The 14,331-nt window shown below is 63.4% G+C and carries 9 protein-coding genes; 4 read left to right on the top strand and 5 right to left on the bottom strand.

Translation table 11 applies throughout. The features are described from left to right. Positions 1 to 15: 15 nt before the first annotated feature. On the bottom strand, positions 16 to 2,799 hold the full coding sequence (gene gyrA, locus AWH62_RS13055) for a DNA gyrase subunit A (RefSeq protein WP_369823723.1): 2,784 nt from the start codon (positions 2,797 to 2,799) through the stop codon (positions 16 to 18). 897 nt (positions 2,800 to 3,696) lie between these two features. Here gyrA and AWH62_RS13060 point away from each other — a divergent pair. Further along, positions 3,697 to 5,010 carry a serine hydrolase gene (locus tag AWH62_RS13060; protein ID WP_075190945.1) on the top strand — a complete coding sequence of 438 codons (1,314 nt, stop codon included), beginning with the start codon at positions 3,697 to 3,699 and terminating at the stop codon, positions 5,008 to 5,010. Between the two features lie 33 nt (positions 5,011 to 5,043). Here the strand turns inward: AWH62_RS13060 and AWH62_RS13065 are convergent, their stop codons facing one another. Both AWH62_RS13065 and AWH62_RS13070 read right to left on the bottom strand, forming a co-directional pair. Further along, entirely contained in the window at positions 5,044 to 5,784 is a 741-nt protein-coding gene (locus tag AWH62_RS13065) for an RNA methyltransferase (RefSeq protein ID WP_075191144.1), read from the bottom strand. A gap of 8 nt (positions 5,785 to 5,792) precedes the next feature. Next, entirely contained in the window at positions 5,793 to 7,247 is a 1,455-nt protein-coding gene (locus tag AWH62_RS13070; RefSeq protein WP_075190946.1) for a hypothetical protein, read from the bottom strand. 208 nt (positions 7,248 to 7,455) lie between these two features. Here AWH62_RS13070 and AWH62_RS13075 point away from each other — a divergent pair, with 208 nt between their 5' ends. The 3 genes from AWH62_RS13075 to AWH62_RS13085 all read left to right on the top strand — a co-directional run bounded on the left by AWH62_RS13075 (position 7,456) and on the right by AWH62_RS13085 (position 11,061). Further along, positions 7,456 to 8,679, top strand: coding sequence for an NADP-dependent isocitrate dehydrogenase (locus AWH62_RS13075; protein WP_075190947.1), 1,224 nt, complete (start codon positions 7,456 to 7,458; stop codon positions 8,677 to 8,679). A 516-nt stretch (positions 8,680 to 9,195) separates the two neighbouring features. Further along, entirely contained in the window at positions 9,196 to 9,579 is a 384-nt protein-coding gene (locus AWH62_RS13080) for an STAS/SEC14 domain-containing protein (protein WP_075190948.1), read from the top strand. A 117-nt stretch (positions 9,580 to 9,696) separates the two neighbouring features. Continuing rightward, positions 9,697 to 11,061, top strand: coding sequence for a cytochrome P450 (locus AWH62_RS13085; protein ID WP_075190949.1), 1,365 nt, complete (start codon positions 9,697 to 9,699; stop codon positions 11,059 to 11,061). Between the two features lie 20 nt (positions 11,062 to 11,081). Here the strand turns inward: AWH62_RS13085 and AWH62_RS13090 are convergent, their stop codons facing one another. Beyond that, on the bottom strand, positions 11,082 to 11,531 hold the full coding sequence (locus AWH62_RS13090) for a nuclear transport factor 2 family protein (protein ID WP_075190950.1): 450 nt from the start codon (positions 11,529 to 11,531) through the stop codon (positions 11,082 to 11,084). Further along, a complete protein-coding gene (alaS, locus tag AWH62_RS13095) occupies positions 11,531 to 14,185 on the bottom strand; it encodes an alanine--tRNA ligase (RefSeq protein WP_075190951.1) in 2,655 nt (884 codons plus the stop codon). The genes AWH62_RS13090 and alaS overlap by 1 nt, the downstream gene beginning before the upstream one ends. Between the last annotated feature and the right edge of the window lie 146 nt (positions 14,186 to 14,331).

Genomic DNA, 14,331 nt, shown 5'->3' on the forward strand with positions numbered 1-14,331 from the left:
CGGCCCGCAACTGCGCTATTCGGTCGGTCCCGGATCAGCATCGGAGGACGGGGATGATCCGTCGGTGTCCGGCTGGATCGGGCCGCCTTCGACATCGACCTCCTCCACCGCATCTCCGTCGTCACCGGCATCCTGGATGCGCACGACGGCGACGACATTCTCACCTTCATTCAAGCGGATAAGGCGGACACCGCGCGACGAGCGGCTGGCGATTCGGACGGTGTCGACCGGGAATCGGATCAATTGGCCGCCATCGGTGACGGCCATGATCTGGTCGGCATCATCGACCGGGAAACTGGCCGACAAGGGCACGTCGCGTTTGATATCGGTGGCGGCGACGCCGTTATTGCCACGCCCCATCACCCGGAAATCATAGGCCGATGAACGTTTGCCCATGCCGTCCGACGCAACCGTGAGGAGGAATTCCTCGGCGGCGCCCAGCTCGGCGAGACGCTCGGTCGACAGGCCCTCAAGCCCATCGCCCTCATCGTCCCCGTCGATCTCCACCGGCGTGTCGTCGACTTCCTCTTCGCCGAGAGCCCGACGCATTGCCGTAGCGTGCTTGAGGTATTCGCGGGCTTCCGGTGAAGTCACGTCGATATGGCGCAAAATAGCCATCGAGATCAGCTCGTCGCCCTCGGCCAGGCGGATGCCGCGCACCCCGACCGAATTACGGCCGGCAAAGACGCGGACATCGGTCGCCGGGAAGCGGATGGCGCGGCCCTTGTGGGTGGTCAGGAAGACATCGTCCTGCTCGGTGCACAGCACCACATTGACGATGCGGTCATCATCCTCCTCCAGCTTCATCGCGATCTTGCCATTGCGATTGACCTGGACGAAGTCGGACAGCTTGTTGCGGCGGACGGTGCCCTTATTGGTGGCGAACATGACATTCATGTCGGCCCAAGTGCTCTCATCCTCCGGCAGCGCCATGATCGAGGTGATCGTCTCGCCCTGTTCCAGCGGCAGCAGATTGATCAGCGCCTTGCCGCGCGTGTTCGGCGCGCCCAGCGGCAGACGCCAGGTCTTGGTCTTGTAGACCATGCCGCGATTGGAGAAGAAGAGGAGCGGGGCGTGGGTCGAGGCGACGAAGAGCGTGGCGATGAAATCCTCATCCTTGGTCGCCATGCCGGAGCGACCCTTGCCGCCGCGGCGCTGGGCCCGGTAGTCGGACAGCGCCGTGCGCTTGGCATAACCGCCATGAGTGACGGTGACGACCATCTCGTCGCGCGGAATAAGATCCTCGTCCTCGAAGTCGAGCTCGGCATCGACGAATTCGGAGCGGCGCGGCGTGGCGTAGTTGTCGCGAACCTCGCTCAGCTCGTCGCGAATGATGTCGAGCACGCGCTGGCGTGAGCGCAGCAGGTCCAGGAGGTCGGCGATCTGCTCGGCCAGCGTTGCCGCTTCATTGCCCAGCTCCTCGCGGCCCAGACCGGTCAGGCGGTTGAGGCGCAGCTCCAGGATCGCCCTCGCCTGCTCCTCGGTGAGACGCAGCGTCTTGTCGTCGCGCAGCATGGAGCGCGGATCGGCGACCAGTTCGACCAGCGGTGCCACATCCATGGCCGGCCAGTCGCGCGCCATCAATTGCTCGCGCGCCGTCGCCGGATTGGGGGCGCGGCGGATCAGGGCGATGACCTCGTCGATATTGGCCACGGCCAAGGCCAGACCGACGATGACATGCGCCCGGTCGCGCGCCTTGTTGAGCTCGAACTTGGCGCGGCGGGCCACGACTTCCTCGCGGAAGCGCAGGAATTCCTTGAGGATGTCCAGCGCGCCCAGCAATTGCGGACGACCACCGACGAGCGACAGCATGTTGGCGCCGAAGCTCGTCTGCATCGGCGACCAGCGGAACAGCTGGTTGAGGATGACATCGGCATTGGCGTCGCGCTTCAGCTCGATCACCACGCGCATGCCATTACGATCACTTTCATCGCGCAGATCGGCAATGCCCTCGATCTTCTTCTCGCGCACCAGGTCGGCGATCTTCTCGATCATCGAGGCCTTGTTCACCTGGTAGGGGATTTCGTGGACGATGATCGCCATCCGGTCCTTGCGCACTTCCTCGATCGAGGTGCGCGAGCGCATCACCACCGAGCCGCGCCCGGTCAGCACCGCATTGCGGGCGCCGGTCCGACCAAGGATCAGGCCACCCGTCGGGAAGTCAGGCCCGGGGATATAATCCAGCAGTTCGGCTTCGGTCAGCGAAGGGTTTTCCAGCAGGGCCAGCGTGCCATCGATCACCTCGCCGAGATTGTGCGGCGGGATATTGGTCGCCATGCCGACGGCAATACCGCCGGCGCCATTGACCAACAGGTTCGGGAAGCGGGCCGGCAGCACCACCGGCTCCTGGCGCTCGGCGGAATAATTGTCGATGAAATTGACCGTATTCTTGTCGATATCGGCCAGCAGCGACTGCGCCACTTTCTGCATCCGCGCTTCGGTATAACGATAGGCGGCGGGCGGATCGCCATCGACCGAGCCGAAATTGCCCTGCCCGTCGATCAGCGGCACGCGCATCGACCAGTCCTGGGCCAGGCGCACCAGCGAGTCATAGACCGCCTGGTCGCCATGCGGGTGATAACGACCCATCACGTCACCGACCGCGGTGGCGCATTTGCGATAGGCTTTCTCGTGCGTCTGCCCGTTCTCGTGCATCGTATACAGGATGCGACGGTGGACCGGCTTCAGCCCGTCCCGCGCATCGGGAATGGCCCGCGACACGATCACGCTCATCGCATAATCGAGATAGGACGACTTCATCTCGTCCTCGATGGCGATATTGCCAATCCCGTCCGGCAGGGCCGGCGGCTGACCGCCAGAGTTTTCAGGTCCGTTTTCGGGTCCGTCTTCCGGGGTGTTCGGCGTGTCGTCGTGATCGCTCAAGGCGGCCCTCTTTTCATTGTGTCGCGATGGCAGTCACGATTGCCCCGACCGCACCCTCACGAAAATCGCCGCCGATCCCACACCCTCGCGCGCGGGCGCGAATCATTGGTGTGAATCAGGCGGCTTTCCTGTCGCAGAGTCTTAACAATCGCGAGGGGGGAGAGCAAATGCGGGGGGCGGTTGGTGGGTAAACACACCTCCGGCACTTCATCCAACGCACACCCCCGCCCCACAGCGTCATCCTGACGAAAGTCAGGACCCAGTCTCGCAGGATCGATTTCGCCGAACCCTGCAATGGCGTCGCGTCGCAGGCTGGGTCCCGATTGTCATCGGCATGACGGTGGCTTCGGGATTTCCAATACCTTTGTCTTCCCGGGCGGAGCCCTGACTTGATCAGGGCGCAGATCCGGGCCCCCTACGCCCGGTACGGCCAGCTTTCGCGATAAGAGGTCCCGGCTCTGCGGCCTGCTTTCGCAGGCCATTCGGCCGGGATGACAAGCGGGTGGCGGACAGGTGATATATATCTCTCCCCCATCCCCCGGCGCCGTCGCGCAGAGCCGTCCATACATCGCTTGTCAGCCAGCAGGCCGTATCGGCTTTTCCGGCTTCATCGAGATGTCCCCGCGCCCTGGCCCCCTTCAAAGGGGGGGCGGGCGGGAAAGCATGCGCTGCCGCGGACACCTGCCAAAGGCGCTCGGCCCTACTCCGCCCCCACCGGCGGTGTGAGCGGACCTCGATTGGCTCCAGCGTTCCCGGCCAGAAGACGCTGGCGAGAAGCGCCGTGACAAGCGCGCCGACGGTGAGGTCGGGGCCGTGCTTGGCAGGGTTTCGGCGCCCTCGACCGACGCGCGGCTGGGTGATGATGATATCGGCCATGTTGACCGCCCCATCGGGCAGGCCGGACGTCTCGCCAGCGAACATCGCGACCGCTTTGCCTTCCGCGCCGCACCGCTCGACCTCACCCGGCCGACGCGCGCCAGGCAGAGACTTGCCTTACCTGGCCGGCTATTTTACGGGAGCGCCATGCGACAGATTCTTACCGGCCTTGTGGCCTTGCTCATTTCCGCCGGCGCCTTGGCGCAGTCCGACACCGAGACGATCATGCGCGCGCGGATTGATGCCGCGATTGCCGACGGTCTCACCCCCGGCCTTTCCGCCAGCCTGTTGCTTGCCGATGGCACGCGCATCGATCACCAGGCCGGATTGACGGATCAGCGCAACAACGCACCGGTCGAGCCGGAAACCCGCTTCCTGTCCGGCAGCGTCGGCAAGACGATCACTGCCCTGGTCGCGGTCCAACTCGCCGATGAAGGCGTGCTCGATCTCGATGCCCCGGTGGAGCCCTGGCTGTCCGGGCGGGACTGGTGGCCGGCACTGGCCAATCATGACGGGATGACGCTGCGCCACCTGCTCAATCACTCGGCCGGTGTGCCGGACTATCTGGAAGATATCGACTTCTTCCTGGCCGGCCTGACACGCGGTCAACGCGGTTTCACGCCGAATGAGACCGTCGGCTTTATTGCCGGCGACGGCGCCGAAGGTCCGCTCGGCCAGCATTTTTCCTATTCCGATACCGACTATATCCTTGTTGGCCTGGTCATCGAGGCAGCGACCGGGGAGGCATTCTACGATCTGGCACAAAGCCGCATCATTGCCCCGCTCGGCCTGTCGCAGACCGAGCCCTTGCAGAGCCGCGACTTTGCACGCCTCGCCAACGGCCATCGACGCGGCTGGTTCGGACTTTCGCCGACCGCCCGCAACGGTCGCCTGCGGCGCAATCTCGACCATGAATGGACCGCCGGCGGCTGGGTGACCACGCCGCAGGACCTTGTCACGCTCTACCGCGCGCTCGGCGCGGGCGGGATGTTTGAGGCCGAGGGCCGGACCATGCGTGCGGACTACAATGCCTTCGAGCCTGGCGGGGCCGCCGGCTACGGGCTCGGCCTCTATGTCCGTGTCACTGGCGAGGGGACGTACCGCATCTCCCATGGTGGCGATTTCGGCGGCTACCGCTCGGCCGTCCTCCATGACAGCGCCACCGGCCTCACGCTCGCTAGCCAGGGCAACGCAAAGGATTTCGAGGCGCCCGGCTTCAATTACGAGCTCTGGCAGGCGGTGTCGCAATAGAGGGACAGTTACCGCAGTTCGCGTCCCTGTCCGTCAGTCCTCCCGCACCACCCGCGCTTTTCCGCGGCCCAGCGCCAGCGCCTTCACCGCGCCGCGGAAGGTGCGCACCTCTTGCTCGGTCCAGCGACCGCGGATGAAGGCATTGCGCAGGTTCTGGACCATCAGCGGCGTCTTTGACGGCGGGTGGAAGAAGCCGGCACGGTCGAGCTCGTATTCGAAATGCTCGAACATGCGCTCCAGGTCTTCCCGCGTGGCGACATCGGAGACCGGTTCAAACTCGGCCGGCGCGCCCTCGCCGGCGGTCCATTCATAGGCGATCACGGCGACGGCCTGGGCCAGGTTGAGTGAGGAGAAGGAGCGGTCCACCGGCAGGGTGATGATGACATCGGCCAGGTTGACCGCCTCATTGGGCAGGCCGGACTTCTCGCCGCCGAACATCACGGCGACCTTTTCGCCCGCCTCAATGGCCGCCTTCATGTCACTGACCGCTTCGCGCGCCGTCATCACCGGCTTTTCCATGCCGCGCGGCCGCGCCGTGGTGGCGTAGAGCCGGGTGCGATCATGGATCGCATCACCGAGACGATATTCCACGCGGGCATTGCCCAGCACCGGCGAGCCGGCCGACATGGTCACCGCCTTGTCATTGGGCCAGCCATCGCGCGGATCGACAATCACCAGCTCAGGCAGGCCGAAATTCCCCATCACACGGGCCGCCGCGCCAATATTCTCACCGAGTTGCGGCGTGTGGAGGATGAATGCGGGGGTATAGGGCATTTCGGACTTCAAGGCTGCTGCAGGGTGATGAGCTGGTTGTTACCATCGAATTCGGCTGCCAGCCCCGCCATGTCCATCGCGCGCCGCAGTTGGGCAGCGGGATCATCAGCCCCGCCATCAATCAACCGGTCGAGATGGGCAATCAGGTCCGCATCCACGCCGGCCTGGCCTGCGGCTTCGAAGAAGAGCGCCCGGGATCGCTGTTCGTCCCGCTGTTCGGACAGCGCCTGCATCGCAAGCCACACCGTGTAGATATCACCGTCTGGCGTTGCCTCATCGATGACCAGGCCAATCAGCGCACCGCAAGCATAGAAGCCGCCGCTCTGGTCGCGAAGATGCGCGGTCTCGAGCGGGCCGGCAGCCAGGACCGGCAGGCATTGCGCATACTCGCGAGCATAGGTCGCCGACAGATAGTCCGGCCCCGCCTCGCCGAGCATCTGTGCGACAAGCCCTGTGGCCATCGTGTTGGCACCGCCTTCATGAATCCAGCTCTCACCGATAGTCCCACTTCCCTGGCCACGCAGGTTCTGGAACTGGTGCGCGACTTCATGGGCGAAAAACCAGCGCAGATAGGTTCGCAAGTCCGGCGAAGGCTCGGACATGGCCTGCCCGGAACTCGACATCAGGATCGAGCGGTCGATCACACTGCCCTTGTTGGAATATCCGCCCTGCTCGCCCCCGCCATAGGCAAAATAAAGCACGGCCCGCTCTTCAAGCGGATGCTGCCAGCGGGTCTCGTAGGTTTCGAAAATCGACTCCATGTCGTCGTCCATCGCCTCGAGCACCCAGGTCGGCAGTCCACGATCCAGCACGCCGACATAGCTGCGGCGCGCAGTGATCTCGCCATCGCCGAGATAGACAAAAGCGCCATTGCCACGGGCCGTATGCTCAACCGAACCGTCAACGATCTCGCCGTCAAACACCATGCGCCGATCCGACAGGATGCGGACGCCCATCGTGTATTGCTCGCCCTGCCAGGCGCCAAGATTGCCGTCGAGCGCCGCAATCGATCCGGTATCGGCAACCGCCAGCACCTCGAACTGGCCGGTATAGATTGCCAGACTGCCATCAGAGAAGCCGACATAGGGACTGTAATCGCCCGGCGGACTAACGAAGCGAGGCTCAACGATCAGGGAAAATTCGGTCCGTGGCGCGTCGAAAAGAAGGGCATCAAACCCGTGCAATCGCTCCAGCTGCACGCCGCTGCCGACCGGCGACCATGCGCCGACGCGATAGTCGCCGGACGACCGTGAAAAGATCAGGGCGGATTGTGCGTCCGCAAGCAGATAATCGACGCCAAAACGCCCATCGCCAAGATCCCGGACGGTGACTGTGTAGCCGGCGCCGTCCATCATCCCGTTGGAACCGGGCCCGGCGTCGTTGGCCGCTGCCCCGCGCGGACCGGCCGGACTGCACGCAGCGGCCGCGACCACAATAAGCGCGATCCGGACCAATCGTGTCATGATCACATCATCCCCTGCCTGTTATCGTAGTACCGCCAACACTAAACACGGCGGTCCTGGCGGAGGAAAGTGACGGTGCAGACAGGCGGGCCGCTTTTTCAGGCCAGCCCTTCCTTGCGTCAAAGACCGGTGCTAGAGAGCGGGAAAATCTGTCACCGGTGTCTTCGAGGCACCGGGATCACCCGTCCGAAAAGAAAGCAGAACACCCATGGCGAAGATCAAAGTCGATACCCCGGTCGTCGAACTCGACGGCGATGAGATGACCCGCATCATCTGGCAGCTGATCAAGGACAAGCTGATCCTGCCCTATCTCGACATTGATCTGAAGTATTACGATCTCTCGGTCACCAAGCGCGACGAGACGGATGACCAGATCACCGTCGAGGCCGCCGAGGCGATCAAGCATTACGGCGTGGGCGTGAAATGCGCCACCATCACGCCGGACGAAGCCCGCGTCGAGGAATTCGGCCTGAAGAAGATGTGGCGTTCGCCCAACGGCACGATCCGCAACATTCTCGGCGGCGTCGTCTTCCGCGAGCCGATCGTCATCTCCAACGTGCCGCGCCTGGTGCCGGGTTGGCAGCAGCCGATGGTCATCGGCCGCCACGCCTTTGGTGACCAGTATCGCGCCACCGATTTCCTGGTCGACCGTCCGGGCAAGCTGACCATGACCTTCGAACCGTCCGACGGTTCCGATCCGGTCACCCGCGAAGTCTTCGACTTCCCGTCCCCGGGCGTTGCCATGGGCATGTATAATCTCGACGACTCGATCCGCGACTTCGCCCGCGCCTCGCTGAATTACGGCCTGCAGCGCGGCTGGCCGGTCTATCTCTCGACCAAGAACACCATCCTGAAAGCCTATGATGGCCGCTTCAAGGATCTGTTCGAGGAAATCTACCAGGCCGAGTTCAAGGACGCCTTCGCCGAGAAGGGCATCTCCTATGAGCACCGCCTGATCGACGACATGGTCGCCGCTGCGATGAAATGGTCCGGCGGTTTCGTCTGGGCCTGCAAAAACTATGACGGCGACGTCCAGTCCGACACCGTGGCCCAGGGCTTCGGTTCGCTTGGCCTGATGACGTCGGTGCTGATGAGCCCGGATGGCAAGACGGTCGAAGCGGAAGCCGCCCACGGCACCGTCACCCGCCACTATCGCCAGCATCAGCGTGGCGAGCAGACCTCGACCAACTCGATCGCCTCCATCTTCGCTTGGACGCAGGGCCTCTCCCATCGCGGCCGCATGGACGGCAATGAGGACGTGATGAAGTTTGCCGCGACGCTGGAAGACACGATCATCAAGACGGTGGAAGCCGGCTTCATGACCAAGGACCTCGCCCTCCTCGTTGGTGAAAGCCAGGGCTGGCTGTCGACCGAAGGATTCCTCGACAAGGTCGATGAGCGCTTCCAGGTCGCCATGGCGAACATGAAATAAGCGCCAACACCCGCGCGAGACTGAACAGGGGCGGCTCCGACGGGGTCGCCCTTTTTCTTGGTGGAGCCGCTGCGCGGCTATTTACGGATAGCGCTACGCGTACACCCGCCATACATCACTTGCCGTGAGAAAGCCGTATCCGGTTCTTGAGCTCAAGGGGCTTGCCCGCGAAGCGGCGGCTGTGCCGCCCTTGACCTCAAGAACCGGATACGGCCCGCTGGCTGACAAGGGATCTATGGACGGCTCCGCGCGTGGCGCTGAGTGACGACTCACCCCGATCCCGTCCCAGTCGCGCCATGCTGCCGCCCGTTCCGCTAACAAGCTTCTCAGAATCGGGGGACACACAATGATAAAGCGCGACATCCCATCGGCATCCTCGGTGTGACCGGCTTATGCTCGCCACATGCAGACGCATTTCGAAACCGCTTGAAACGCGCCTCCGCAAGACGATATTGACGGGATTGAAAAGGCCCGCGCCTCCGCACGGTGCCGCTTCCCCGCGCGCCGGATGTGATAATGGAATTTGAGTTCGACCCTGAAAATCAGCTCTGCATCTACAGGATTTCCGGCCGGGTCAACGGCGTGGCCCTGATGCAGACATTTGCGAGCGCCCGGGCGCATCCGGACTGGTCGGACCAGTATGATTTCCTGACCCTGCTCACCAATGCATATTTGGCCGAGCTGCCGGCCGAGGCCCTGACGCAGTTGCAGGAGGACATGGCAAAAGCCGATCCGGTCACACAAGGCCCGCGCCGACGCGCCGCCATCGTCTGCGATGATGAATTGTCGCGCGCGATGCTGACCTATTGGGAAATGATCGCCGGCGAACACCTGACCACGCATGAGCGGGTCTTCACCACCGAGGCCGAAGCGCGCGCCTGGCTGGCAGAACCGCGCTGACCATAGCCCGGCGGCGCCCTCGCCCCAAACGCCCCGATCATCACTTGCCAAGCCCGGCCGGCCTGGCCTAGCGTCCAATATGAACAATGTTCACTTTTTGCGGCGGGCGGGAATTCGATGCAGCTAGTCAGTGATGTGATCCTCGAGGACCAGGCGCAAACCGCGCCGCATCTGGGCATGCGATATCCGTCACTGGACGGATTTGACCTGTGGGATCCGGCGGCCTGGACCCAGGGCCATCCGCATGAATTTTTCCGCCGCATGCGCGAAACCGCCCCGGTGATGTGGTCATCGGCGGATCCGAAGCGGGCCGGCTTCTGGTCGGTGACACGCTATGAGGACATCAAGACCGTCGAACTCGCCCCGGACGTCTATTCCTCGGAACGTGGCAGCATCAACATGTTCGTCATGCCGCGTAAGGAGTGGAAGCCGAAGAAGCTGATCCCGGCCGCCTTCAACTCGATCATCAATCTGGACCAGCCGCATCACATGCAGATGCGCATCCAGCAAAAGGATTTCTTCATTCCGCGCTTCGTCGAGGAATTGCGGACCCGGATCGACGTGAAAATTGACAGCCTGCTCGACGAGATGGAGCGCCAGGGTCCGGTCGTCGATTTCGTCAAACTCTTCTCCCAGGAATTGCCGCTCTACACGCTGTGCGAAATGCTCGGGATCGACGAGCCGGACCGACCCAAAATCATCCGCTGGATGCATTATCTGGAACTGGCAAACCAGTATTTCGTCAATCCGTGGAGCCTGTTGTCGCGGCGGCCCTGGTTCCCGATCAAATTCTACCATTACGTCAACGAGATGTTCGCCTATGGCGAGCGCGTCATGGCCGAGCGCCGGATCAATCCGCGCAAGGACTTGATGACGGCGATTGCCAATACACAAATGGCCGGCAAGCCCCTGCCCCAGGAATATCTCGACGGGTCCTGGTTGCTGATCATCTTTGCCGGCAATGACACGACCCGCAATTCGCTGTCGGGTACCATCCGCCTGATGACTCAGTTCGAGGATCAACGTCAGAAAGTGTTGGCGGACCCGGAACTTGTCCCGGCGATGTCGAACGAGGCGCTGCGCATGATTTCGCCGGTCCAGCACATGCGCCGGACCGCACTGGCCGATACCGAGCTCAATGGCCAGCGCATCGCCAAGGACGAGAAAGTCATCCTCTGGTATCCCGCTGCCAACCGGGACCCGGAGGTCTTCGCCGATCCTGACCGTTTCGACCTGACGCGCGAGAATGTCGACAAGCATATTGCCTTCGGACACGGGCCGCACAAATGCCTCGGCAATCGCATCGCCCAGATGCAGTTGCAATCGGCGTTCAGGAAGATATTCGAGCGCTTTCCGAACATTGCCTGGACCGGTCGGCAGACCATTGCGCCGAACACGCTGGTCCATGCGATCTCAAGCCTCGAGGTCAATCTTTACGGCCTGGGCAAGGATCGCCCGACGCAGGTCCGCACCGGCCGCTGATCGCCGGCTGCGAGCCGGTGTTATGCGGCGCGACCGCCACTGCGCTTCATCGTAACGAAGGTTTCCGCCTCGAGCTTCCATTGGCCCTCAACGCAGCGCCATTTGGCGAAATAGCGCCCGGAATAACGGATGGCGAAACCGTCAGTCGACCAGGCGCCTTTCCAGCGGCCGGTCTCGGCGGCCAGCTGGCTGTCCTCACAGACCTCGATGCGGGACGGGGTGCGGACATAGCTGACATCCGGCATCTGGCTGAAAATGGATGACCAGGCCTCCAGCTGGGCGTCCCGGCCGGTGATCAATTGCGCCTCGTCACCGGGGATCAGGACGACCTCCTCGACCAGCACGTCCGCGATCGCCTTGAGTGATCGTGCCTCCAGCGCGGCGTTGAAACCGGCGCGCGCCGCTGCGATGGCGCGGGCCGCCGGTTTGTCGCCCAAGAGCTGGATGTCCGACTTGGCCGATTTGCGCATCAGCCGGCCAGCGTATCGCGGATGGCCTTGATGCCGTCCTCGGCCCTGGCACCGTCCGGACCACCGGCCTGGGCGAAATCGGGCCGGCCACCGCCGCCCTTGCCACCAACTGCTGCCGCGCCGACCTTCACGAGGTCGACCGCACCAAACCGGTCCCTGAGATCATCCGTGACGCCGACCGCCAGCGCCGCCTTGCCCTCATTGACACCGATGAAGGCAGCGATGCCGGACCCCATCTGCGCCTTGGCTTCGTCGATCAGGCCGCGTAAATCCTTGCCGCCGACCCCCTCAACCACCCGGCCAATGAAGTTGATGCCATTGACCACCTCCGGTCCGGCCGGAGCCCCGGCCGCGCCGCCACCCATGGCCAATTGCTTCTTGGCTTCGGCGAGCTGACGTTCGAGCTTCTTGCGGTCCTCCATCAGGCTGACCACCCGGCCGGCAAGGTCGCCGGTGGGGATTTTCAGGGCATCGGCGGCGGCGCGGCCAAAGCCGATCTGCTCTTCCATGTACAGGCGTGCGCCCTCGGCGGTCATCGCTTCGAGACGACGGATACCCGACGAAACCGCGCCTTCGGAAACGATCTTGAACAGGGCGATATCGCCGGTGCGCGCAACATGGGTGCCGCCACACAATTCCACAGAATAGGGTTTTTCATGATCCGCCAGAGCCTGCCCCATGGTCAGGACGCGAACCTTGTCGCCGTATTTCTCGCCAAACAGCGCCAGGGCACCGGCCTCGATGGCGGCGTCCGGCGTCATTTCACGGGTTGAGACCTCGACATTCTGCCGAATGACCGCATTGACCTGCGCCTCGATGGCCGCGAGCTGTTCTGCCGTGATGGCCTTGTTGTGCGAGAAGTCAAAGCGCAGCCTCTCGGGTCCGACATGCGATCCCTTCTGGGTGACATGACCGCCGAGCACATCGCGCAGGGCAGCATGGACCAAATGCGTGGCCGAGTGATTGGCGCGAATGGCGGCCCGGCGTGGGGCATCGGCATCCAGCGCCGCACTGTCGCCGAGCGTGATCTCGCCCTTGGTGAGAACACCGATATGGGCGTGCAGGTCACCGCCGCGCCTTTGCGTGTCCTCGACCGTGAAGACGGCGCCGTCATCAAACCGGATTTCGCCGCTATCGCCGCACTGGCCACCGCTTTCGCCGTAAAACGGGGTCTGGTCGAACACCAGTTCGCCGCGTTGGCCGGTGCCGAGCGCCTCGGCGTCCTGGCCGCCGGATACAATCGCCAACAGACGACCCTGGCCACCGGTGCCGGCATAGCCGGTGAATACGGTCGGCCCCGCCTTGTCGCGGACCTGGAACCAGACCGCATCCGGCGCGGCATCACCGGAGGAAAATTTACTGGCCCGGGCATCAGCGCGCTGTTTGGCCATCGCGGTATCGAAACCGGCCTCGTCAACCGTCATGCCCTTGGCGCGCAGCGCGTCCTGCGTCAGGTCGAGGGGAAAACCGTAGGTGTCGTAGAGTTTGAAGGCGGTCGCGCCGGCCAGGGCATCACCCTCGGCCATGTCAGCGGTCGCCTCTTCGAGCAGGGAAAGACCGCGGCCCAGCGTGCGCTGGAAACGCTCTTCCTCGACCTGCAGGGTTTCTTCCAGCAGCGGCTGGGCGCGCACCAATTCAGGATAGGCGTCGCCCATCTCGGTCTTCAGCGCCTCGACAAGCCGCCACATGACCGGTTCGCTGGCACCGAGCAAATGAGCGTGGCGCATGGCGCGACGCATGATCCGGCGCAGCACATAGCCACGGCCTTCATTGGACGGGCTGACCCCGTCGGCCATCAGGAAGCAGGTCGAGCGCAAATGGTCGGCGATGACACGATGGCTGGCCAGGGCATCGCCGGTCGCCTTCACACCCAGAACGTGCTCGCCGGCGGCGATCAGGCTGCGGAACAGATCGGTGTCGTAATTATTGTGCTTGCCCTGCAGGATGGCGGCGATGCGCTCAAGACCCATGCCGGTGTCGATCGAGGGTTTGGGCAGGTCGATGCGCTCATCCGGACCGAGCTGCTCGAACTGCATGAAGACGAGGTTCCAGATCTCGATGAAACGATCACCATCCTCGTCCGGCGAGCCGGGCGGGCCACCGGCGACACCGGGACCGTGATCAAAGAAGATTTCCGAACACGGGCCACACGGGCCGGTATCGCCCATCGACCAGAAATTGTCGGACGTGGCGATGCCGATAATGCGCTCGTCCGGCAGGCCGGCGATTTTGCGCCACAGCGCCCGCGCCTCGTCATCCTCGGCATAGACAGTGACCAGAAGCTTGTCGGCCGGAAGCGCGAATTCCTGGGTGACCAGCTGCCAGGCATGGGCAATCGCCTCTTCCTTGAAATAATCGCCGAAGGAGAAATTCCCCAGCATTTCAAAGAAGGTGTGGTGGCGGGCGGTATAGCCGACATTGTCGAGATCATTATGCTTGCCGCCGGCCCGAACGCATTTCTGCGACGAGGTGGCGCGCGGCGTGGCGCGTCTTTCCTGACCGGTGAAGGCGTTCTTGAACGGCACCATGCCGGCATTGACGAACAACAGCGTCGGATCGTCCTGCGGCACGAGCGGGGCCGATTGAACCACCTCGTGCTCATGCTTGGCGAAATAGTCGAGGAAAGTCGCACGGATGTCGCGCAGGCTGGCCATGATGTCCGATCCCGTCGGCTGGAGTGTCGCGCGCCGGCCCGAAGGACTGGCACAAACCGGTTTCTGTAGACTGACATATAGAAACGGGTGCCCGGCCTAGCCAAGCACCCGTTCACAATCAAGCTGCGATTCTTCGGCAAGTGCGG

This window comes from Maricaulis sp. W15 (assembly GCF_001924955.1).
Classification (GTDB): Bacteria; Pseudomonadota; Alphaproteobacteria; order Caulobacterales; family Maricaulaceae; genus Maricaulis; species Maricaulis maris.

Excerpts from the sequence above, each read along its gene's own strand:
- AWH62_RS13070 (WP_075190946.1), bottom strand. The coding sequence starts at position 7,247 with ATGACACGATTGGTCCGGATCGCGCTTATTGTGGTCGCGGCCGCTGCG.
- AWH62_RS13080 (WP_075190948.1), top strand. The coding sequence starts at position 9,196 with ATGGAATTTGAGTTCGACCCTGAAAATCAGCTCTGCATCTACAGGATT.
- alaS (WP_075190951.1), bottom strand. The coding sequence starts at position 14,185 with ATGGCCAGCCTGCGCGACATCCGTGCGACTTTCCTCGACTATTTCGCC.
- AWH62_RS13090 (WP_075190950.1), bottom strand. The coding sequence starts at position 11,531 with ATGCGCAAATCGGCCAAGTCGGACATCCAGCTCTTGGGCGACAAACCG.
- AWH62_RS13075 (WP_075190947.1), top strand. The coding sequence starts at position 7,456 with ATGGCGAAGATCAAAGTCGATACCCCGGTCGTCGAACTCGACGGCGAT.
- AWH62_RS13065 (WP_075191144.1), bottom strand. The coding sequence starts at position 5,784 with ATGCCCTATACCCCCGCATTCATCCTCCACACGCCGCAACTCGGTGAG.
- AWH62_RS13085 (WP_075190949.1), top strand. The coding sequence starts at position 9,697 with ATGCAGCTAGTCAGTGATGTGATCCTCGAGGACCAGGCGCAAACCGCG.